The organism is Hydrogenophaga sp. NFH-34 (assembly GCF_021401345.1).
Lineage (GTDB): Bacteria > Pseudomonadota > Gammaproteobacteria > Burkholderiales > Burkholderiaceae_C > Hydrogenophaga > Hydrogenophaga electricum.
The window spans coordinates 1-20,684 of the sequence record NZ_JACBGE010000042.1 but is presented as its reverse complement, the minus strand read 5'-3'; the positions used below and the strand labels follow the sequence as shown (position 1 = coordinate 20,684).

Annotated in this window: 17 protein-coding genes; 5 read left to right on the top strand and 12 right to left on the bottom strand. The window is 70.1% G+C overall.

Annotated features, from left to right (window positions below):
- Positions 1-132 precede the first annotated feature (132 nt).
- On the top strand, positions 133-306 hold the full coding sequence (locus L0977_RS24615; protein ID WP_234267556.1) for a GNAT family N-acetyltransferase: 174 nt from the start codon (positions 133-135) through the stop codon (positions 304-306).
- 43 nt (positions 307-349) lie between these two features.
- Here the strand turns inward: L0977_RS24615 and L0977_RS24610 are convergent, their stop codons facing one another.
- Together L0977_RS24610 and L0977_RS24605 are read right to left on the bottom strand one after the other, a co-directional pair.
- Positions 350-976 (bottom strand): thioredoxin family protein, encoded by a 627-nt coding sequence (locus L0977_RS24610; RefSeq protein WP_234267555.1) that lies wholly within the window; start codon positions 974-976, stop codon positions 350-352.
- Positions 977-1,019: 43 nt separating this feature from the next.
- On the bottom strand, positions 1,020-3,245 hold the full coding sequence (locus L0977_RS24605) for a protein-disulfide reductase DsbD family protein (RefSeq protein WP_442786669.1): 2,226 nt from the start codon (positions 3,243-3,245) through the stop codon (positions 1,020-1,022).
- Between the two features lie 248 nt (positions 3,246-3,493).
- Between L0977_RS24605 and L0977_RS24600 the strand changes: the two genes are divergently transcribed.
- Together L0977_RS24600 and L0977_RS24595 are read left to right on the top strand one after the other, a co-directional pair.
- Entirely contained in the window at positions 3,494-4,714 is a 1,221-nt protein-coding gene (locus L0977_RS24600; RefSeq protein ID WP_234267554.1) for an SAM-dependent methyltransferase, read from the top strand.
- A gap of 85 nt (positions 4,715-4,799) precedes the next feature.
- Complete coding sequence (locus L0977_RS24595) at positions 4,800-5,639, top strand: creatininase family protein (RefSeq protein WP_234267553.1); 840 nt, start codon at positions 4,800-4,802, stop codon at positions 5,637-5,639.
- A 359-nt stretch (positions 5,640-5,998) separates the two neighbouring features.
- On the opposite strand, the gene L0977_RS24590 is transcribed toward L0977_RS24595, so the two are convergent.
- Positions 5,999-6,670: a histidine phosphatase family protein gene (locus L0977_RS24590; protein ID WP_234267552.1), complete on the bottom strand. Its 672-nt coding sequence runs from the start codon at positions 6,668-6,670 to the stop codon at positions 5,999-6,001.
- Positions 6,671-6,843: 173 nt separating this feature from the next.
- Between L0977_RS24590 and L0977_RS24585 the strand changes: the two genes are divergently transcribed.
- Positions 6,844-9,165: a hybrid sensor histidine kinase/response regulator gene (locus L0977_RS24585; protein ID WP_234267551.1), complete on the top strand. Its 2,322-nt coding sequence runs from the start codon at positions 6,844-6,846 to the stop codon at positions 9,163-9,165.
- 11 nt (positions 9,166-9,176) lie between these two features.
- Here L0977_RS24585 and L0977_RS24580 read toward each other — a convergent pair whose 3' ends face one another.
- Genes L0977_RS24580 through L0977_RS24550 form a run of 7 tightly spaced genes read right to left on the bottom strand, consistent with a single transcriptional unit; the run spans position 9,177 to position 14,649 of the window.
- On the bottom strand, positions 9,177-10,142 hold the full coding sequence (locus L0977_RS24580) for a threonine dehydratase (protein WP_234267550.1): 966 nt from the start codon (positions 10,140-10,142) through the stop codon (positions 9,177-9,179).
- A gap of 31 nt (positions 10,143-10,173) precedes the next feature.
- The gene (locus L0977_RS24575; RefSeq protein ID WP_234267549.1) at positions 10,174-10,899 is read right to left on the bottom strand and encodes a VOC family protein; all 726 of its coding nucleotides are present in this window, start codon (positions 10,897-10,899) and stop codon (positions 10,174-10,176) included.
- Positions 10,896-11,744, bottom strand: coding sequence for a PhzF family phenazine biosynthesis protein (locus tag L0977_RS24570; RefSeq protein ID WP_234267548.1), 849 nt, complete (start codon positions 11,742-11,744; stop codon positions 10,896-10,898). Before L0977_RS24570 ends, L0977_RS24575 begins: the two co-directional genes overlap by 4 nt.
- 15 nt (positions 11,745-11,759) lie before the next feature.
- Entirely contained in the window at positions 11,760-12,464 is a 705-nt protein-coding gene (locus tag L0977_RS24565) for a glutathione S-transferase family protein (RefSeq protein ID WP_234267547.1), read from the bottom strand.
- Between the two features lie 9 nt (positions 12,465-12,473).
- The gene (locus L0977_RS24560; RefSeq protein ID WP_234267546.1) at positions 12,474-13,643 is read right to left on the bottom strand and encodes an aminotransferase-like domain-containing protein; all 1,170 of its coding nucleotides are present in this window, start codon (positions 13,641-13,643) and stop codon (positions 12,474-12,476) included.
- Positions 13,640-14,011, bottom strand: a complete 372-nt coding sequence (locus tag L0977_RS24555; RefSeq protein ID WP_234267545.1) for a cupin domain-containing protein — start codon at positions 14,009-14,011, stop codon at positions 13,640-13,642. Before L0977_RS24555 ends, L0977_RS24560 begins: the two co-directional genes overlap by 4 nt.
- Positions 14,008-14,649: a LysE family translocator gene (locus tag L0977_RS24550; protein ID WP_234267544.1), complete on the bottom strand. Its 642-nt coding sequence runs from the start codon at positions 14,647-14,649 to the stop codon at positions 14,008-14,010. Before L0977_RS24550 ends, L0977_RS24555 begins: the two co-directional genes overlap by 4 nt.
- A 112-nt stretch (positions 14,650-14,761) precedes the next feature.
- On the opposite strand from L0977_RS24550, the gene L0977_RS24545 reads away from it, so the two are divergent.
- A complete protein-coding gene (locus L0977_RS24545; RefSeq protein WP_234267543.1) occupies positions 14,762-16,258 on the top strand; it encodes an aminotransferase-like domain-containing protein in 1,497 nt (498 codons plus the stop codon).
- On the opposite strand, the gene L0977_RS24540 is transcribed toward L0977_RS24545, so the two are convergent.
- Together L0977_RS24540 and L0977_RS24535 are read right to left on the bottom strand one after the other, a co-directional pair.
- Positions 16,233-18,422: a PAS domain-containing hybrid sensor histidine kinase/response regulator gene (locus tag L0977_RS24540; protein ID WP_234267542.1), complete on the bottom strand. Its 2,190-nt coding sequence runs from the start codon at positions 18,420-18,422 to the stop codon at positions 16,233-16,235. The genes L0977_RS24545 and L0977_RS24540 overlap by 26 nt on opposite strands.
- A 37-nt stretch (positions 18,423-18,459) precedes the next feature.
- The gene (locus L0977_RS24535) at positions 18,460-20,364 is read right to left on the bottom strand and encodes an ATP-binding cassette domain-containing protein (protein ID WP_234267541.1); all 1,905 of its coding nucleotides are present in this window, start codon (positions 20,362-20,364) and stop codon (positions 18,460-18,462) included.
- Positions 20,365-20,684 lie beyond the last annotated feature (320 nt).

Below are 20,684 nucleotides of genomic sequence, written 5' to 3'. Positions count from 1 at the left end.
GGCACCGCTGGGCTACGTGCCGCCGGCCGAGTTCGAGGCCAACTACTATCGCACTCTTGAGCAGCAGGCCACGTCGGCCTGACTCAAGCCAACGGGCCTCCGTGAAACCCGGGGCGGTTCAACCAGTTGATCGTGATCGACCACACCGAGGTGGACGCGAGCCTGGGTGGGCAGGGCGTGGGCCGCCGTCTGCTGGACGCGCTGGTGCAGTGGGCGCGCGAGACGGGTACCCGGGTGATCGCGCTGTGCCCGTTCGCCAAGGCGCAGTTCAACAAGGACCCGACGATTCGCGACGTGCTTCGCTGATAAAAAAAGCGCGCAAAGCGAAGGGGCGGGGGCGGCCCGGGTATCAGCCCTTGTATTTGATGCTGCACCCGTAGGGCAGGCTGGTGGGTTTGCTCAGGGGTTGGCCGGCGAGCAGTTCGTCCAGGCCCTGGCGCACGTAGTTGGTGGCTTTGTCGATGTCGGCCACGCGGGCCGACGGAATGCTGTCGATGCCGCCGGCGTAGACCAGCACGCCCTGGGCGTTGACGATGTACAGGTGCGGCGTCACGCGGGCGCCGTAGGCCTGGCCGACCCGGCCTTCGTCGTCCATCAGGGTGGCGGTGGGGGCGGCGTTCTTTTCCTGCATCCAGCGCGCCAGTTGCGGCGGGGTCAGGTAGTCGGCGCTGGCGTCTTCGGTGGAGTTGATGGCCAGCCATACCACGCCTTTGCCCGTGTAGGCCTTCTGCAGCGCTTGCAGATTGCCGCTGTAGTGCTTGCGCACGAAGGGGCAGCCGGGGTTGGTCCATTCCAGCACCACGGGCTGGCCTTTGAAGCGCGACAGCGTCACCGGGTTGCCGGCGGTGTCTTCGAGCGTGAAGTCGGGCGCGGGCTGGCCGACCAGGGCGGCGGCGTGCACGGTGCGTGGGTGCAGCAGGGCCGGCGCGGCCAGGGCGCTGGCGCCCAGGGCGATGAGGGGGCGGCGTTGCAGCATGGGGTGTTCTCCAGGAACGGGTGGGGGTGTGCGGCGCCGTGGCTCAGAGCCGGCCGAGCGCCGAGCGCACTTCTTCCACGGTCAGCACTTCGGTCAGCACCTGCGACGGGCTGCCTTGCCGGTGCAGGGCGTACACGGGCACGCCGCTGCGGCCCAGGCGGCCCAGGGCGGCGGTGATGGCGGGGTCGCGCCGCGTCCAGTCGGCACGCAGCAGCACCACCTGGCGGCCGGCCAGGTCGGTCAGCAAGGCGGTGTCAGCCAGGGTGGTGCGCTTGTTGTACTGGCAGGTCACGCACCAGGCGGCGGTGAAGTCGACGAACACCGTGCGGCCTTCGGCCAGCAGGGCGGCTTCGGTTTCGGCGCTCCAGGGTTGCCAGGCCAGGCCTTCGACGGCGGTGGCTCTGGCGGCGGCGGGTTCGGGGTCGGCCAGGCGGGTGATGTGCGGGCCCACGGCCACGCCCAGCCACAGCAGCGCGGCCAGCGCGCCGCCGCCGAGCACCAGCCGGCTTTTGCCACGCAGGCCCAGGGCCCAGACCAGCAGCGCCAGCGCCAGCAAAATCAGCAGCAGCGCGGCGGCGCCGTCGATGCCGGTCTGCTGGCCCAGTACCCACAGCAGCCACACCACGGTGGCGAACATCGGGAAGGCCAGGAACTGGCGCAGGGTCTGCATCCAGGGGCCGGGGCGGGGCAGGGCGCGGGCCACGGCGGGCCACCAGCTCGCGGCCAGGTAGGGCAGGGCCATGCCCAGGCCGATCAGGCCGAAGATGGCCAGCGCCTGCCAGGCCGGCAGGGCAATGGCCAGCCCGAGCGAGGCGCCCATGAACGGCGCGGTGCAGGGCGAGGCCACGGCCACGGCCAGCACGCCGGTGAGGAAGGCGTCGACCGTGGGGTTGCGCGCCTGCAGGCTGGCCAGGCCCGAAGGCAGCACGTTGCCCACTTCGAACAGCCCGGCCAGGTTCAGGCCGATCAGGGTGAACAGCACCACCAGCGCGGCGATCACGCCGGGGCTCTGCAACTGGTAACCCCAGCCGATGGCTTCGCCGGCCGAGCGCAGCGCGAGCAGCAGGCCCCCCAGCGCCAGGAAGGACAGCACCACGCCGGCCGTGTAGGCCAGGCCGCTGCGGCGGTGGGCCGAGCGGTCGTCAGCATGCTGGGTGAAGGCCAGCACCTTGATCGCCAGCACCGGGAACACGCAGGGCATGAGGTTGAGGATGAGGCCCCCCAGCAGCGCCCCCGCCAGCGCGGCCCAGAGCGTGATGCGGGCGCCGGTGCTGACCTGGGGCGCCGCGCCCGCGCTGCCGGTCGCGCGGGCGGCGTTGGCGTCCAGCGCGGCCTGCAGGGCATCGGGCACGGCGGCGGGCAGCGCGGCCACGGCGGGCCAGGCGCCTTGCACCGGCACGTCGAGCCGCACACCGTCGGTGCCCGGGCCTTCGCCCGGCGGCTGGGCCGGGGCCACCACCAGCGCGAGCTGGGCGGGTGCGTCGGCGCGGTGCGGCGACAGCGGCACGCGGGCCGTCCAGCGGCTGCCGTCCCAGGCCTGGGTCCAGGGCGATCCGGGTTCGATCAGGCCGGGCGCTTCGGGGAAAAATTCCAGCGGGCGGCCGCGCAGGCGTTCGGGCAGGTCGGCCAGCGACACCTGCAGGAAGCCGTCGCCGGGGCTGACTTGGCTGGCACCGGCGGGCTGGGCGCTGGGCGCGGCCGCCAGCGCGTCGTTGAAGGCGGCGCCGTTCAAGGCGGTCGAACCCAGCACGGGAATGCGCAGGCTGAAGCTGCCTTCTTCGGGAATGCATTCCTTGCGGCAGACCAGCCAGTTGGCCTGGAGCTGCACGTCGATCTGCTGGCCGCTGAAGCCGGGCTCCACGGTCAGCGGCACGGGCAGCAGCACGGTGCCGTCGTAGCCGTAGTTGGCCAGGGTGCCGAGCGGGAACTTGCGCGGCGTGGGCCACTGGATGGCGCCCGCGCTCACGCCGGGCGGCAGGGTCCAGTTCAGTTCGGTGGGCAGGCCCGAATCGCCCGGGTTCTTCCAGTAGGTGTGCCAGTCGGGGGTGTGGCGCAGTTGCAGGCCGACCCAGACGGTGGCGCCCGGCGCGGCGCCCTGGGGCGCGTGGGCCATGAGTTCGGCGCGCACCTGGGCGGTGCTGACCACCGGGCCGGCCAGCAGACTCTGCGCCGACGCCCCGGTGGCGCCCCACAGCGCGGCCAGCCCCAGAAAAGCCAGCCGGCGCAACGGCGGAAACAGCGAAGACAACAAAGCGGCGAAACCGGGCATGGTGAACGTGGGGCGAGGGGCAGGCGCGGGCCGGGAGGGCCCGCAGATAGGAGCGCGGCACCCCGGCCGGGGTTCCCGCTGCTGTCGGAGATTGTCGCCAAATATCAGCGCTGGCTGTTGGATGACGGGACCGTGCTATCGCTTCGATAGAGGCGTTTGAATGCCCATGCGGTTCACAGCCCCGCCCGATTGGGCTAAAAAGCGGGTTCGCTTGTCTTTCAACGACCTGTCGGCATGGAGGTGCATGCATGGGATCGATGGTGGAACTGGCTCTGCAGCCATGGGTGCAGCGGGTGCGGCGCACAGCGAACCTGCCGGTGCGTTTGCGCTGGGGCGACAGCGGCGGCGCGTCGCTGGCCCTGGGTGATTTTGAACAGCCGCAGGTGGAGATTCGCGTGCGCGACCCGCAGGCGCTGCGGCTGCTGATCGACCCCAGCCTGGCCACGCTGGGCGAGGCTTACGTGGAAGGCCTGATCGATGTCGAAGGCCGCCTGGGCGACATCCTGGCCGTGGCCCACCGGCTGGCCGACACGGCCGAGCCCGAAGGCGGGCTGCTCGGGCGCATCCGGCGCAGCTTCCAGCACACGCGGCAAAGCGACCGCCAGGCCATCCAGTACCACTACGACGTGTCCAACGCCTTCTATGCCCAGTGGCTGGACCCGGCGATGGTCTATTCCTGCGCCTATTTTGAGAACGGCGACGAGACGCTGGCCCAGGCGCAGGAAAAGAAGATCGACCACATCCTCACCAAGGTCCGGCTGGCGCCGGGCCAGCGGCTGCTCGACATCGGTTGTGGCTGGGGCGCGCTGGTGCTGCGGGCGGCGCAGAAGTTCGGCGCGCGCTGCGTCGGCATCACGCTGTCGCAGCAGCAGTTCGATCTGGCGACCGAACGTGTGCAGGCGGCGGGCCTGCAGGACCGGATCGACATCCGCCTGCAGGATTACCGCGACGTGAGCGACGGGCCGTTCGACCGCATCACCAGCGTCGGCATGTTCGAGCACGTGGGGCTGAACCACCTGACGCCGTACTTCACGCGCATCCGCGACCTGCTGGTGCCCGACGGCTGGGCCATGAATCACGGCATCACCAGCACCGATCCGCAGGACGGTGAGACGGCCCACGGCGGCGGGGGCTTCATCGAGCGCTACGTCTTCCCGCAGGGCGAGCTGCCGCACATCGGCACCGTGCTGCGCACGCTGCAGGAAGGTGGGCTGGAGGCCTTTGACGTGGAAAACCTGCGCCGCCACTACGCGCGTACCCTGCAGTGCTGGAGCGACGCCTTCGAGGCCCGGACCGAGTCGCTGCGGCAACTGGTGGACGAGCGGCACTGGCGCATCTGGCGCGTGTACCTGGCCGGTTGCGCCTGGGCCTTCGAGCACGACGAGATCGCGCTGTTCCAGGTGCTGTGCCGGCCGGCGGGGCGCAGCGCGCGCGAACTGCCCTGGTCGCGGCGCTGGCTCTACCCCTGAACCGGCGCGTGCCAGCCCGTGCCAGCCTGTGTTGGCGCGGTCGGCAAGGCGGTGCGAGCGCCGGCCTTGGCCTAAGATCCGACCCATGAACGCCACGCCACGCCACTGGGCCGACCTCAGCACCGCCGACTTCGCTGCGCTGGACCGCGCCCGAGCCATCGCGGTGCTGCCGGTGGCAGCCACCGAACAACATGGGCCGCACCTGCCGCTGTCGGTGGACACCGACATCGTCAACGGCGTGATCGCGGCGGCCCTGCCGCACCTGCCGGTCGATCTGCCGGCGCTGTTTCTGCCCACGCAGGCCATCGGCTTCTCGCCCGAGCACACGCGTTTTGCCGGCACGCTGACGCTGAAGGCGGAAACGCTGATCCGGGTGTGGACGGAGATCGGTGAATGCGTGGCCGCCAGCGGGGTGCGCAAGCTCGTGCTGTTCAACAGCCACGGCGGGCAGGTGGGCGCGCTCGACCTGGTGGCGCGCGACCTGCGGGCCCGGCTTGGCCTGCTGGTCTACAGCGTCAACTGGTTCAACCTGCCCCTGACCGACCCCGACGGGCGCGACGTCAATGAGCGCTTCAGCGTGGCCGAACACCGGTTCGGCGTGCACGCGGGCGCGGTGGAAACGTCGCTGATGCTGGCGCTGGCGCCCGGGCGCGTGCGCCAGGACCGGGCACGGGATTTCCGCTCCACGTCGCAGGACCGGGCCGAACGTTTCGCCACGCTGGGCAACGGCCGCAGCGCCAAGCTGGCCTGGATGATGCAGGACTACCACCCCGAAGGCGCCGCCGGCAATGCCGCGGCGGCCACGGCCGAAGACGGCCACGCCCTGCTTGACGCCGCCGGCCGGGCGCTGGCCCGGCTGCTGGGCGAGATAGACCGTTTGCCGCCGGACACGCTGAACGAGCAGCCGGCCTACCCGGCGCGGTAACGCAGCCGGTGAAAAGACCGCCATGTCTGCGGACGCGGGCATCCGGGTGTGTGGGTTTGGGCGTGGTTGTGCGGGGGCTGGGTTCCCGCCTGCGCGGGAACGACGGTCAAGGTTGTGGGCACGACATGCACGCTGTCGCTGGGCTCCTGCCCGTGCAGGAACGACGGCTTGGCATCTCCGTTCATCCTGCCCCGCCAGCCCGCCAGCCCGCCAGCCCAGTCAGCCCAGTCAGCCCAGTCAGCCCAGTCAGCCCAGTCAGCCCAGTCAGCCCAGTCAGCCCAGTCAGCCCGCGACACCAGTCCCGTCATGCCCGCGAACGCGGGCATCCAGGCGCACGCCAGGGGACTGTGCAGCGCCGCTCAGGCGAAGGTGATCCAGTCCGTGTAATCCGGACTGTCGAGATGGGGCAGCGTGTTGTAGGTCAGCAGGCTGTGCCGCTTGGGGTTGAACTGGAACTGTGTCACCGCGCTGTTGCGAATGCGCAGGTTCAGTTCGATCGTGGTGTCGGGGCTCAGGCCCAGCACATGGCCCACGGCGGTAGAGATCGGGCCGCCGCTGGAGACGATGATCACGTCCTGCCCGTGGTGCTGGCCGCGCACGTGGTCCAGCGCGCTGGTCACGCCGTGCGCGAAGGCGTCGTAGCTGGGCATGCCCTCGGGGCTGATGGTGCCGTCCATCCACTGACGCAGTCCGTCGCGCAGCACCCGGAAGTGCTGCCGGTAGCCCTCGGGCGTCTGGGGTTTTTCCAGTGGCTGGGGGTGGATCGCGCGGATCACCGCCTCGCTGTCGTATTCGTTGAGGCCGGGCCAGACCAGCGGTTCGAGGTCGAAGCCGGCCCCTTCGGCGATGCCGGCCCAGGTCTGCGCATGGCGGCGCAGCGAGCCCATGAGCACGGCGGCTGGCCGCAGTCCGCGTTCGGCCCAGTAACGGCCGAGCCGCTCGGCCTGTTGCCGGCCGAGGGGGCTGAGCTGGTCGTAGTCGGCGGCGCCGAATGACGCCTGTCCGTGGCGCACAAGGTAAAGGTTTCCCATGGGCGGCGATTCTGTGCGAGCCCACCGGGCCGCGTTTGTCCCGGCAGTGACTGGCGTGGCGCCGGCCCGTCAGCGAGGCACTGGGAAATGGGCGTTTTCCGGGTGATTTTTCGCGCGCTTCACCGTCACGCGGCCGTGTTCCAATGGCGCGATGTCCGTCTGGTTCGCGCTTCATGACGCTTGATCTGCCCACGTTGGTGCTGGTGCGGATGGGCGCGGACGTGCTGATCGCGCTGGCCTTCTGGGCGCAGGCCCGGCGCTACCCGTCCATCCGCGGGCCGGGGTGGTGGTCGCTGGCATCGGTGGCGAGCCTCCTGGGGTCGCTCGGGCTGTGGCTGCGGGCCGGGGGAGGGCCGCCCCAAGCGGCGATCCTGGCCAGTCTGGCGGTCAATGCCAGTGTGCTGATGGTCTGGTTGGGCTTGCGCAGTTATCTGCGCCTGCCGTTGCCGATTCGGCTGGTGGCGCTGACCATGGGGGCGCTGACATTGGCCCATGCAGGGCTCTATGCCGTCAGCGATGGCTTGGGCACGCGTTTTGTGCTGTTCTCGCTGCCTGTTCTGGTCGCGGCCACGCTGGCGCTGCGCGATCTCCAGCAGGTCGACGGCGGCTGGCAGGTGCCGGAGTTCAACGCGTTGCGGCTGCTGACGGTGTTCGAAGGAGCGGTTCTGCTGGCGCTGGCTGCGGTGGTGGTCGCGAGCGGGCTGGTCTGGCCCGATGTGATGCCGGCGTTTCTGTTCGCTTTCCTGATGACCAAGCTGTTGCGGGCGGTGCTTTACGCGGTGCTGGTGTCGCTGCGCCTGCGGCGCGACGCCGAGCAGGCGCGCCACTCGATGGCCAGCCGCGAGGCCGAATGGCGCGCCCTGGTCGAAAACCTTGGCGCCGGGGTGATCGTGTTCCGGCCCGACCACAGCGTGGTGACCATCAATTCGGCGGCGCGCCGTTTCCTGGGTCTGGCCGACCAGGGTGTGGTGCACATGCTGCCGGTGTGGAAGCCTCTGCGGGAAAGCGGGCAGCGCATGCCGCGCCCCGAGCGGCCGTTCGAGCGGGTGCTGGCCACGGGGCGACCGGTGTCGGACATGGTGCTGGGCTTTCACCAGCCGAATGCCCCGGCGCTGCGCTGGGCGCTGTGCAACGCCTATCCGGAGAACGACGTGCTCGGCGGTCTGCAACACGTCGTTTTCACGTTTGTGGACATCACCTCGCTCAAGCAGGCGCAGGCCGAGCGCGAGGTGCTTGAACAGCATCTGGCGCAGTCGCAGAAGATGGAGGCGCTGGGCACGCTGGCCGGCGGCGTGGCGCACGACTTCAACAACATCCTGGCGGCCATTCTGGGCAATGCGGACCTGGCCCGGCAGGACGTGGGCGCGGGTTCGCCGGCGCAGGAAAGCCTGCACGAAATCAGCGCGGCCGCGCGCCGCGGGCGCGAGCTGGTGCGCCAGATCCTGGCGTTCTCGCGCCAGCAGCCGCTGGAGCGCATGCCGGTGGAGCCGGCGACCATCGTCAACGAAACCTGTGCCCTGCTGCGCACGGCGATCACGCCGCAGGTGCAACTGTTCACCACCATCGACCCGGCCACGCCGGCCTTGCGGGCCGACGCTACCCAGCTGGGTCAGGTGCTGCTGAACCTGGGCACCAACGCCATCCACGCGCTCGAGGGCCGGTCCGGCCGCATCGAATACCAGGTGCGTGGTGTCCGGCACGACGCGGCCGAACTCCCGGACGAGGTGGCGCAGACCTGCCGGCAGGACGGCGTGGATGCGGTGTGCATCACCGTGGCCGACGACGGCTGCGGCATGGACGAGGCGACCCGTGCGCGCATCTTCGAACCCTTCTTCACCACCAAGGCCGTGGGCCGCGGCACCGGGCTGGGGCTGTCGGTGGTGCTGGGCATCGTGCAGGCGCACGGCGGCGCGATTGAAGTCTGTTCGGGCACGGCGGAGGGCACGCGGTTTTCGCTCTATTTCCCGGGGGCGTCGGCCATGACGCAGCCGGCTTCGGTGCCGGCCGTGACTGCGACGGCAGGTGAGGGCGCCCCGGCACCGGCCGAAGCGGTCACAATGTCAGCTGATCCTGTACCCGCTTCACCGGAGGTGAGCCCGATGGCCGAAACACCCGCGACGCCCCGACACATCCTGTATCTCGATGACGACGACACCTTGGTGTTCCTGGTGCGTCGCCTGCTGGAGCGTCGGGGTTACCAGGTGTCGGCCTTCACCGACCAGCAGGAAGCCATCGATGCGGTGCGCGCCGCACCCGAGCGCTTCGACCTGCTGATGACCGACTACAACATGCCGGGCATGTCGGGGCTGGATGTGGCGCGCGCGGTGCGGGCCATCAGCCCGGGGTTGCCGGTGGCGGTGGCTTCTGGCTACATCAGCGACGAACTGCAGTCCGAGGCCGACGCCGTCGGCGTGGCCGAAGTGGTGTTCAAGACCGACGCCGTCGAGGCGTTCTGCGAGGTCGTGGCCCGCCTGGTCCGGCCGGCCGCCGCCTGAGGCGGTTTCTTTCAGGCCGCCGCGCCCAGCACCCGCGCCAGCACGGCGCTGTCGACATTGCCGCCCGTCAGGGCGATGCCCACCGGCCGACCGGCCAGTTGATCGCGTTCCTGCCAGGCCGCCGCCAGGGCCGCAGCGCCAGCGCCTTCGGCCACGTTGTGGGTGTCGGCGAACAGCCAGCGCATGGCTTGGGCCACGTCGGCGTCGCTCACCGGCACCAGGTGGTGGAGGTGGGGGCCCAGGATCGCCAGTGCCGCGGCATCGGCCACCCGGCAGGCCATGCCATCGGCCAGCTCGGTGGACACGAGGGCTTCGACCACGCGGCCCGCCGCCAGCGAGTCGGCATAGGTGGTGGCGTGCGCGCTGATCACGCCGACCAGGCGCACCGGGTGGTTCAGCGCGGTTTTGGCCGCGATCGCGGCGCAGGCGCCCGAGCCCTGGCCGATGGGCACGTAGGCCACCGCCAGATCGGGCACGGCGCGCAGGAATTCCCACCAGTAGGTGCTGACGCCGCGCAGCAGGTCGGGGTGAAAGCTGGGCACCATGTGGGCGCCGCGTTCGGCCGCCAGTTGCATGGCGTGTTCGCGGCTTTCCTGGAAGTCGCTGCCGTGTTCGATGAGCTGCACGCCCAGCGCCCGCATGGCCGCGTTTTTTTCCACCGAATTGCCATGCGGCACGACGATGGTGCAACGCACGCCGTGGGCGCGCGCGGCCCAGCCGATGCTCTGGCCGTGGTTGCCGCGGGTGGCGCTGATCACTTCGCGCGGCAGCTCGCCGCGCCGGCGCAATTGGTCGAAGTAGGTCAGCCCGCCCCGGATCTTGAACGCGCCCACCGGGGTGTGGTTTTCGTGTTTGACCCAGCAGTCGGTGCCCAGGCGCTGGCTCAGCAGCGCCCAGCGGTACTGCGGCGTGGGCGGGAATTCGCGGTACACCACCTCGGCGGCGGCTTCGATGTCGGTGCGGGTGGGCAGGGTCATGGGGCGGTTCTTCGGTGCGGCGGTGTGCCGCTCAGGGGAAAGAGGGGTTGCCGGCGGCCAGCAGCGGATGCGTCAGGCACCGCTCTTGCCCGTCGGGCCCGCTCAGGCGGGTGGTGAGGCGTGCCGGCCCTGCAGAGGCCGCCACGCCGGTTAGGCCAATGGCGGCCAGAGCCTGTTGCAGGCGGTCGGCCTGCGGATGCTGCAGGTGCAGGCTGCGCAGGGTCAGACCGGCGCCGGCCATGCGGGCCGACGGGTGCGTGTCGCCCCACTGGATCAGGGTTGGCAAGGCGCCGTCGAACAGGCGTTGCCCGTCGTCGCGCACGGTGATCTGCCACTGCAGCAGGCCGTCCGGCGTGGGGCGCGACGCCGCGAGCGCCGGGCCACGGTCGATGCCCAGCGCGGCCCAGGCCGCCGTCGCGGCCGCGAGATCGGGCACGGCCGCCACCCAGTGCACCAGTTGCGGCCCCTGTTGCGCGAGCCGGGCCTGCAGAGCCGGGTCGTCGAGGTCGAACCAGCGCTTCAGGCTTGGCGCGCGCTGAGGCCGCACCGGCGGATCGATGGCGATGATCTCCAGGTAGGCCCGCGGGTGGTCGACGCTGTCCAGCCGCAGCAGCCGGTTGTGGGTACCGAACAGCGGGTGCGCGCCGCCGGGGCCGGGCTCCACGCCCAGGGTGGCCCGGCACCAGGCCACGCCATCGTCCAGCGTGCGTGCGGCGACCACCAGGTGGTCGAGCTGGGCGGGCGCGGCGGCGGTCACAGTTGCACCAGGCCGTCGATGCAGGTGACGCTGGCGCCGCCGACCCAGATCGTGCCGCCGGCGTCGCGCTGGATGTGCACCCGGCCTTCGCGCGCCAGCACCGTGCCTTGCGCGGCCACGTAGCGATCGGGCGCCAGGCCCGCGCCGATGAGCCACTGCGCCAGCGCGGCGTTGAGGCTGCCGGTCACCGGGTCTTCGGTCAGGCTGTGGTTGCCGGGGAAGAAGGCGCGCACCTCGAACTGCGTCTCGCCCGAGGTCTGGGGCGCGACCACGCCGATTTCCAGGCCTTCCAGGCACTCGGCGTCCGGCCGCAGCGCCAGCACCTGTTCGGCGCTGCGCAGCATCACGCCGCGCCATTGCGGCCCGTTGTCGCACCAGGCGTGCGCGCTGATGTCTTCGCGTGCCACGCCCAGGCCGCGGGCGATCAGCGCCAGGTCGGCGTCGTCCAGCGGCCCGCCCCGGCGCAGCGGCGGTGCCGCAAACGCGAGCCGGTCGCCGTCGCGCTGGATCTTCACCAGCCCCACGCCGCATTCCTGCACCACCTGCTCGCCGCGCGGTGTGCCGCCGGCCTGCAGCCAGGCGTGGCAGGTGCCCAGCGTGGGGTGGCCGGCGAACGGCAGTTCGCGCCCGGGGCAGAAGATGCGCACGCGGTAGTCGGCGCCGGCGGCCGCGCCCTCGGGCGTGGGCGGCAGCACGAAGGTGCATTCGGACAGGTTGGTCCAGTTGGTGAAGTGCTGCATCGTGGCCGTGTCCAGGCCCGTGCCGTCGAGCACCACCGCCAGCGGGTTGCCGCGGTAGGGTGTGGTGGTGAAGACGTCGACCTGTTTGAAGGCGCGTGTCGGCATGAAGGTTCTCCGGTGTCAGGACAGGGGCAGGTCGAGCACGCCGCGGCTGGCGGGCTGGCTGAGCCAGTGGGCGTACCAGCGTTCGAGGTGCGGCCAGGCCGGGCGCGGCTGCGGCAGGCCCCACCAGCGGTGGACCTCGCAGGCGATCGGGATGTCGGCCATGGTGAGCGCCGCACCGGCCATGAAGGGCTGGTGGGCCAGGTGGTCATTCAGCTGTGCGAACAGTGGCTCGGCCGCCGCCACCGAGGCCGCGATGACTGCCGGGTCGCGTTGCGCCGCGGGCGTGCGGAACCACTGTTTGAAGGCGGGGCTGCCGGCGGGGTTGAGCGTGGTCTGCTGCCAGTCCATCCAGCGCTCGGCGTCGGCGCGGTGTTGCAGGTCGGCGGGGTACCAGTTGGGCGCCGTTCCATCGGGGCTCGCCGCGGCTTCGGCCTGGCGGGCACACAGGTAGCGCACGATGGCGTTCGACTCCCAGAGCGTGAAGTCGCCGTCTTCCAGCAGCGGCACCAGACCGTTGGGGTTCTTGGCGCGGTAGTCGGGCGTGTCCACCACGCCGTGGCTCAGGCCCGCGTCGATGCGCTCGAAGGGCACGCCCAGAACCTGGGCGCACAGCACCACCTTGCGCACATTGATCGAGCTGATCCGGCCCCAGAGCTTGAGCGGGGTGCGGTCGCCGCCGGGGGACAGCGAAGCACACGAAGTGGCGGGCGCGGGAGCCATGTCGGTCCTTCAGCCCTGCACCGCTTCGCGGACGGCGTCGGCCAGCGCCTTGATGCCGATGCGGATCTGCTCTTCGCTGGCCGTCACGAAGGACAGGCGCAGCGTGCGCGGGTCGGCGTCGTCGGCGTAGAAGGCGGCGCCGGGCACGAAGGCCACGCCCTTGTCCACGGCCTTGGGCAGCAGCGCGATGGCGTCGACCCCGGCGGGCAGGCGCGCCCACAGGAACATGCCGCCGTCGGGCGAATTCCACTGCACGTCCAGCCCCGCCATCTCCTGCTTCAGCGCGTCGAGCATGGCCTGGCACTGGCGCTTGTAGAGCGCGCGGATGGTGGGCACGTGGCGGTCGAGGAAGCCGTCCTTGAGCACTTCGGCCACCATCCGCTGGTTGAAGCTGGGGCTGTGCAGATCGGCCGCCTGCTTGGCCTGCAGCAGCTTGGGCATGATCGCCGGGGGCGCGACCACGTAGCCCAGGCGCAGGCCCGGCGCCAGCACCTTGGAGAACGAGCCCAGGTAGATGCAGCCTTCGGGGCAACGCGCGGTCAGCGGCTTCGGCGGCGGCTGGTCGAACCACAGGTCGCCATAGGGGTTGTCTTCCACGATGGGCAGGCCGGCCGCCTGCGCGGCGTCCACCAGGGCCTGCCGGCGCGCTTCGCTCATGCTGCGGCCCGTGGGGTTCTGGAAGTTGGGCAGCACGTACAGGAAACGCGCGCCCGGGGCCTTCTTCACCAGATCGTCCACCACGATGCCTTCGGCGTCGCTGTCCACGCTGACGATGGTCGGCTCCATGGGCGTGAAGGCCTGCAGGGCGCCGAGGTAGGTCGGCGTTTCCACCAGCACGGTGCTGCCTTCGTCGATCAGTACCTTGGCCACGAGATCCAGGCCCTGCTGGCTGCCGGTGGTGATGAGCACCTGCTCGGGGCTGACGTCCCAGGGCAACTGCCGCGCGACCCACTCGCACAGCGGGCGGTAGCCTTCGCTGGCGGCGTACTGCAGGGCGGCACGGCCGTCGGTGCGCAGCACCGTTTCGCAGGCCTGGGCGAAGGCGTCGACCGGGAAGGTCTTGGGCGAAGGCAGGCCGCCAGCGAAGCTGATGATGCCGGGTTTTTCGGTGACCTTGAGGATCTCGCGGATCACGGAAGGGTTCATCTTGTGGGCGCGTTGCGCCAGGGTCCAGGTCATGGACGTTCTCCTCCAGGCGGGCCGAAAAACACGACCCAGGTTGCAAAGTCTCGACTGAATTCTTCAAAGCGGTGGGCGACGCCGGCGCGCACCAGGCGCAGGTCGCCCGCGCGCACCGGACCGCAGTGGTCACCGACACGCAGCCGGGCACGGCCGTGCTGGATCACGTACAGCTCGTCCTGCGGGTGGGGTGACTGGATGTCGCGGCCCAGGCGCGAGGTGGCGGGCACGAACAGCTCAACCCGGAGCGAGCCGTGCGACAGCGCCTGCACAAATGGCTGGCCGTGGGGATAGTCGGCACTGACCGGCCCCGGCAGTCCGGCCAGCAGGCGGTGCAGGTCGGGGGTGGCGGCGGCGAGCGCGTTCATGCCGGCGCTCCCAGGCCGCGCATCAGCATCCAGATGGCCGTGAGCACCAGGGCGCTGGCCATCACGCGGTTGAAAACCTGCAGGCGCCGGCCGCTGGGCTGACCCTGTTCGAGCGGGCCGGCCAGCCACTCGCGCAGGAGCGAACCCACCAACGCGTAGGTCAGGTTGCTGAAGAAGGCGAAGGCGAGCATCAGTGGCAGCACCTGAGCGAACCGTTGCCAGGCGTCGTCATGTCCGGCGATCCAGCCCGCCACGATGGACAGCGCCAGCATCCAGGCCTTGATGTTGAGAAACTGCAGCAACACGCCTTCGCCAAAACCGGCGCTCAGGCGCTGGCTGTCGGCCTGCCCGAGCGCCCGGCTGCGCCACAGCCGCAGGGCCAGCCAACCCAGGTAGGCGCAGCCACCGGCCAGGATGGTGCTGCGCAGCAGGGGTTGCGCCAGCACCAGCGCACCCACCCCGGCCGAGCACAGCGCCAGCAGCAGCGACCAGCCCACCGGCACGGCGCACACGAAGGGCAGTGCGCGGCGCAGCCCCTGGTTGGCAGCCAGGGCGGTCGACAGGGTCGTGTTGGGGCCTGGGGTGAAGCTGGTGGCCGTGGCCAGCACCAGCAGGGCGCTGAATTCGCTGGCGGTCATGGGGTGAGGGGCATGAAGCAGGTGCGGGGGTGTTGCGGGATAGGAGCAGACACTTTATCCTTGGCATCCATACACATTCCATACACTTTCATGGCTCAGTTTTCGCATCTGTATGGTTGATCCTGTCCATACACCCCAGACGCCTTCGGCCGACGATCTGCCGGTCGCGCCCGTTCCCGGAGCGACGCTCTCGCGCACCGCGGCCCAGACCCTGACGGAGCAGCTGGCCGAACGCTTTGCCAGCCGCATCCGCGACCGCCTGCTCGCGCCCGGCGCGCGGCTGCCCAGTGTGCGCCAGTGCGCCCAGCAGCACGGGCTGAACCCGTCGACGGTGGTGGCGGCCTACGACCAGCTGCTCGCGCGCGGTCTGGTGGAGGCGCGCCGCAACCGGGGGTTTTTCGTGCGCGAGCGGGGGCCGGCCTCCGCGGGCAGCGCTGCCGGCAAAAGCCCGGCCACCGCCCCGGGCGCTGCCGTTCCGCGCATGGTGGCGCCCGTGAACGCGGCGACGCTGATCCGCGGCATGTTCCATCCGTCCGAAGGCAAGCCGCAGCCGGGGGCCGGGGTGTTTCCGCCCGAATGGCTGGAAAACAGCTTCATGTCGGCGGCCGTGCGCAAAGTCAGCACCCACGCGGCGCTGGCCGACGCCTCGCTGCGTTATGGCGAGCCCCAGGGGGACGGCCTGCTGCGCCGCGTGCTGGCGGCGCGGCTGCAGGGCATGGGCCTGCCGGCTGACCCGGCGCAGATCATCACCACCGTGGGCGCGACGCACGCGCTGGACATCGTCAGCCGCACGCTGCTCAAGCCCGGCGACGCGGTGATGGTGGAAGAGCCGGGCTGGGCGGTGGAATTCGCCCGGTTGCACGCACTGGGCATGCGGGTGCTGCCGGTGCCGCGCGGCCCGGCCGGGCCCGACCTGGCCGTGATGGAGCGCTACTGCGAGGCGCACGCGCCCAAGCTGTTCGTGAGTGTGAGCGTGCTGCACAACCCGACCGGCTACAGCCTCACGCCGGCCAGTGCCCACCGCGTGCTGCAACTGGCTCAGCGCCACCATTTCCTGGTGGTCGAAGACGACACCTACGGCCACATCGCTCCCGAACACGCCACCCGCATGGGGGTGCTCGACGGCCTGCAGCGCACCATCTACGTGAGCGGTTTTGCGAAGATCCTTGCGCCCAACTGGCGGGTGGGCTACCTGGTGGCGCCGCCCGACTGGACCGAGCGCCTGCTCGACACCAAGATGCTGGCCACGCTGACCACGCCGAGCCTGCTGGAGCGTGCCATGGCGCATTGCATCGAGCAGGGGCAACTGCGGCGGCACGCCGAACGCATTCGGCACCGGCTTGACCTGGCGCGCAGCCGCAGCGCCAAGCTGGCCCAGGCGGCCGGGTGCCGTTTCGTGGCCGAGCCGGCCGGCCTGTTCGGCTGGGTGGACACGGGCACCGACACCGAGGCGCTGGCCCAGCGCCTGCTGGATGAGGGTTACCTGACTGCGCCCGGCTCGCTGTTTTATGCCAACCGGGCGCCGAGCACGCTCATGCGCATCAATTTCGCCACCACGCAGGACGCCGCCTTCTGGCGCACGTTCAGCCGGCTGGCGGGCGCGCGCTGAGCAGGGCGGCCAGCGCGGCATCGATCTTCTGGGCTTCGGCCTGCATCAGCGGCAGGGCGCGCTCGAACAGGCTCCAGTCCTTGGAGCGTGCTGCCAGCTCCAGCCCTTTGGCGAAGCGGGCGCCCCGGTCGGCGGTCATGCTGCCGAGCGAGCCCTTGAGGCCGTGGGCGTGGGCAATGGCCGCGTCGGCATCGCGGCGCTGCAGCGCCTGGTGCAGCTCGGCCAGCCGGGCGGCCAGGTCGGTGCGCATCACCTCGGCGAGCTGGCGCAGGGTGGCCTCATCGCCATCCAGCCGGCGGCGGAGCTTTTCGAGGTCGAGGGCGTCGGCGCTGGCGGTCGGGGTGTCGCCAACAACGGCGGGCGCCGGCGCTGCGGCGGCTGCGCCCGCGCGCATGCCTTGCACTTTCAGCAGCGCATCGTCGATGGCCCGGATCAGGGCTTGCGGGCTGACGGGTTTGGGCACGTAACCGTCCATGCCGGCGGCGAGGCAGGCATCGCGATCGCCGTTCATGGCGTTGGCGGTCACCGCAATGATCGGGGTGTGAGGGCGCCCGGTCTCGATTTCGCGCAGCCGGATGCGGCGCGTTGCTTCCAGGCCGTTGCTGCCCGGCATCTGCACATCCATCAGCACCAGATCGGTGTCTCCCTGTTCCCAGGTGGCCACCGCCTCGTGCCCGTCGTGGGCGGGCCTGACGGTGCATCCGAGCCGGCGCAGAAGCTGGCTGGTGATCAGTTCGTTGACCGGGTGATCTTCGGCCAGCAGCACCCGCAGGCCGGCAAAGCGCTGGCCGGCCTGGGCCAGTTCGTCCAGCTCCATGGGGGCGCTCAGGGGCGCGCTGTCGGCCGGCGCTGCCTCGCGCAAGGGCAGCGTGATGGTGAAACAGCTGCCCTGCCCGAGGGCGCTCTGCACGGCGATTTCGCCGCCCATCAACTGCACCAGCCGGGCGCAGATCGCCAGCCCGAGCCCGCTGCCGCCGAAGCGTCGGGCGGTCGACGCGTCGGCCTGGGTGAAGGCCTCGAAGATCTGGGCCTGGTGGCGCGGCGCGATGCCCACACCCGTGTCCCGCACGCGCAACCGCAACCGGGGCGGTCCGCCCTCGGCGGGGTGCAGCACGTCAGCCTCCAGCCGGACCTGCCCGCCCCGGGGCGTGAACTTCAGCGCGTTGGACAGCAGGTTGCCCAGCACCTGCCGCAGGCGGCCCGGGTCGCCATGAATATGAGGTGGCAGGTCGGGCGCCATCGACAGCGACCAGCCCAGCGGTTTGGCCTGGGCCTGTTCTGCGTACAGGCGCCCCACATCCTCCAGCGCCTCTGCCAGATCAAACTGCACGTCTTCCAGCATGAGCTTGCCGGCCTCGATGCGGGAGAGATCCAGCACGTCGTTGAGCAGCGCCAGCAGGGCGTGCGCCGAGCTGTCCATCAGCGAGAGCCAGTTGGTCTGTTCCGCGTTGAGGGGCGAATCCATGAGCAGCCGTGTCAGGCCCATCAGCGCATTCAGCGGGGTGCGGACTTCGTGGCTGATGTTGGCCAGGAACTCGCTCTTGGCCCGGCTGGCCTGTTCGGCGAGCGCGCGGGCCTGCTCCCCGGCGGCCTCGACGCGCTTGCGTTCGCGGATGTCGGCATGGGTGCCCATCAGCCGCAGCGGTCGCCCCAGGGCATCGTGTTCGGCCACCATGCCATGGCTTTCGATCCACAGCCAGCCCTGGGCCGTGCGCACGCGGTACTCTGCCGACGCCCGTGCAACCTCCCCGGCCAGCAGGGCGCGCACCTCGGCGGACACGCGCGGGCGGTCTTCGGGATGCACCCGCTCCAGCAGGCGGTCGGTATCCCAGTAGCCGCCCTGCGGCAGGTCGCCGATCATTTCGCCCCAGCGGGAGTTGAGAAACACCTGGCTCGAACTCAGCTGCCAGTCCCAGAGTGCCAGGCCGGCGGCGGCGACAGCCAGCTCCAGCCGGTCCCGGGTTTCGTCGAGCGCTTCTTCGGCCAGCAGGCGGCTGTTGGATTCGTGGTGGAACGAGTTGCGAAGCCGGTCGATTTCGCCGTTCTGCCGGTCCACCTCGGCCAGCAACTGCCGGACCCGCTCCCGCTCACCCCTCAGTTCTTGCAGGGCACGCTGCAAATCCTGGGCGAGACGTTGCGGTGAATGCGCAGAGGCAGGTTTCATGGGGCGCGAGGGCTGCAGGGGCGCTTCGCGCCGTGGGTCACTGGCCGCCCAGCGCCTCCCAGCGTTCGAGGGCCTGGAGCCATTCTGCCTCGATTTCGGCATGTCGGCCGGCGAGTTGAGCGGCTCTGGACGGATGGGTACCAAATAGTTGACCGCCGTCGAGTTCTTTGTCCACCGCCGCCAGTTCCTGTTCCAGTGTGGCCATGCGGGCGGGCAGTGCGTCGAACTCGCGCTGCTCCTTGTAGCTGAGCTTGCGCTTGCCGGCCGCCGGGGGCGGCGCGGCGGTGTCGGCCTCTGCCGGTGGCGCGGCGCCAGCGGTCCGCTCGGGTTTGGCGGCCGCAGGCGTGGCGAGTTCGGTCGCCCGTGCCGACTGGGTCAGCCAGTCCTGCACATCGCCCACGTATTCGCGCCAGCGGCCCTCGCCTTCGGCCACCAGGGTGCTGGTCACCACGTTGTCGAGAAAGCGCCGGTCGTGGCTGACGAGGAACACCGTGCCTTCGTACTGCTGAAGCAGGTCTTCCAGCAGCTCCAGGGTGTCGATGTCCAGGTCGTTCGTGGGCTCGTCCAGCACCAGCACGTTGGCCGGGCGCGCGAACAGACGGGCGAGCAACAGGCGGTTGCGTTCGCCGCCAGAGAGCGTGCGAACGGGTGAACTGGCGCGCGCGGGCGAAAACAGGAAGTCGCCCAGATAGCTGCGCACGTGGGTGCGCCGGTTCCCGATTTCGATCCATTCGCTGCCGGGGCTGATGAAGTCCTCCAGCGTGGCGTCCAGATCAACCTGTTCGCGCATCTGGTCGAAGTAGGCCACGCTGAGGTTGCTGCCTTGGCGCACCGTGCCGCTGTCAGGTGCCAATTGCCCCAGCAAGGTCTTGAGCAAGGTGGTCTTGCCGGCGCCGTTCGGCCCGATCAGCCCCACTTTGTCGCCGCGCAGAATGGTGGTGGACAGTCCGCGGATCACGGTTTGACGACCGCCATCGGGAAGGGGGAACGATACCGTCACGTTGTCGAGCTCAGCCACGATCTTGCCGCTGGCGGTGCCGCTGGCCACCTCCATGCGCACGCGTCCCACGGTGTCGCGCCGCGCAGCACGGGTTTCCCGCAGCCGCTGCAGGCGCACGATGCGTCCCTGGGCACGGGTTCGCCGGGCCTCGACGCCCTTGCGGATCCACACCTCTTCCTGGGCCAGCAGCTTGTCGGCGCGCGCATTGATGACCGCTTCCTGGGCCAGTTGCTCCTCTTTCAGCGCCTGATAACGGACAAAGTTGCCGGGATAGCTGCCCAACCGGCCGCGGTCGAGTTCGACGATGCGGGTCGTGATGCGATCCAGGAAGGCGCGGTCGTGGCTGATGGTCACCACACTGCCTTTGAAACCTAGCAAAAGCTCTTCCAGCCAGGCGATGCTGTCCAGGTCCAGGTGGTTGGTGGGCTCGTCCAGCAGCAGCACATCGGGGCGGCTCACCAGTGCCTGGGCCAAGGCCACCCGTTTGCGGTTGCCGCCCGACAAGGCGCCGACGATTGCCTCGGCATCCAGATGCAGACGCTGCAGGGTTTCCTGTACGCGCTGTTCCCAGTTCCAGGCATCCAGCGCCTCGATGCGCTCCTGGATCAGGTGCAAGTCTTCGGCGTCGCTGCCTTGCAAATAGCGATCACGCAAGGTGCGCGCTTCCCCGAGCCCGAGGCTGGCGGCTTCGAAGACCGTGACGGACTCGTCCAACGCCGGCTCCTGAGGGACGTAGGCCACACGGAGACCGGACTGCTGCTGGAAGGCGCCATCGTCGATGGGCTCAAGTCCGGCCAGTACTTTGAGCAGCGAAGACTTGCCCGTGCCGTTGCGACCAATGAGGCCCACGCGCTCCTGGGATTCAAGAGCAAAGTCGGTATGGTCGAGCAGCGCCACATGGCCATAGGCCAGTTGGGCGTCCTGTAAGGTGAGAAGCGCCATGGATCCGGAGGGAGAGGAACAACAAGCCGAGGATTATCCTGGCCCGCCGAATCGAGCCCTCTATATCTATATATAGAGAGGGACCCTACAGGTGATCCACGGGTTGCGCTGTAGATGCCTCGGGGTTTTGGCGCCTGCAGCGCCAAGTGAAAAACTTTGGGCGCCTTTGACATCAGGCTAAAAACAGGTATATACTACGAGGCTTCGCTGATCACTGAGGCTGTGTGCTCAAGGGTGCTGGTTGCAGGTGGTGATGTCGAGAGGTGCTGGGAGCTGATGCTCTTGGCGGTTCGAGATGTTGGCGAAAAAGTCGGGTTCTG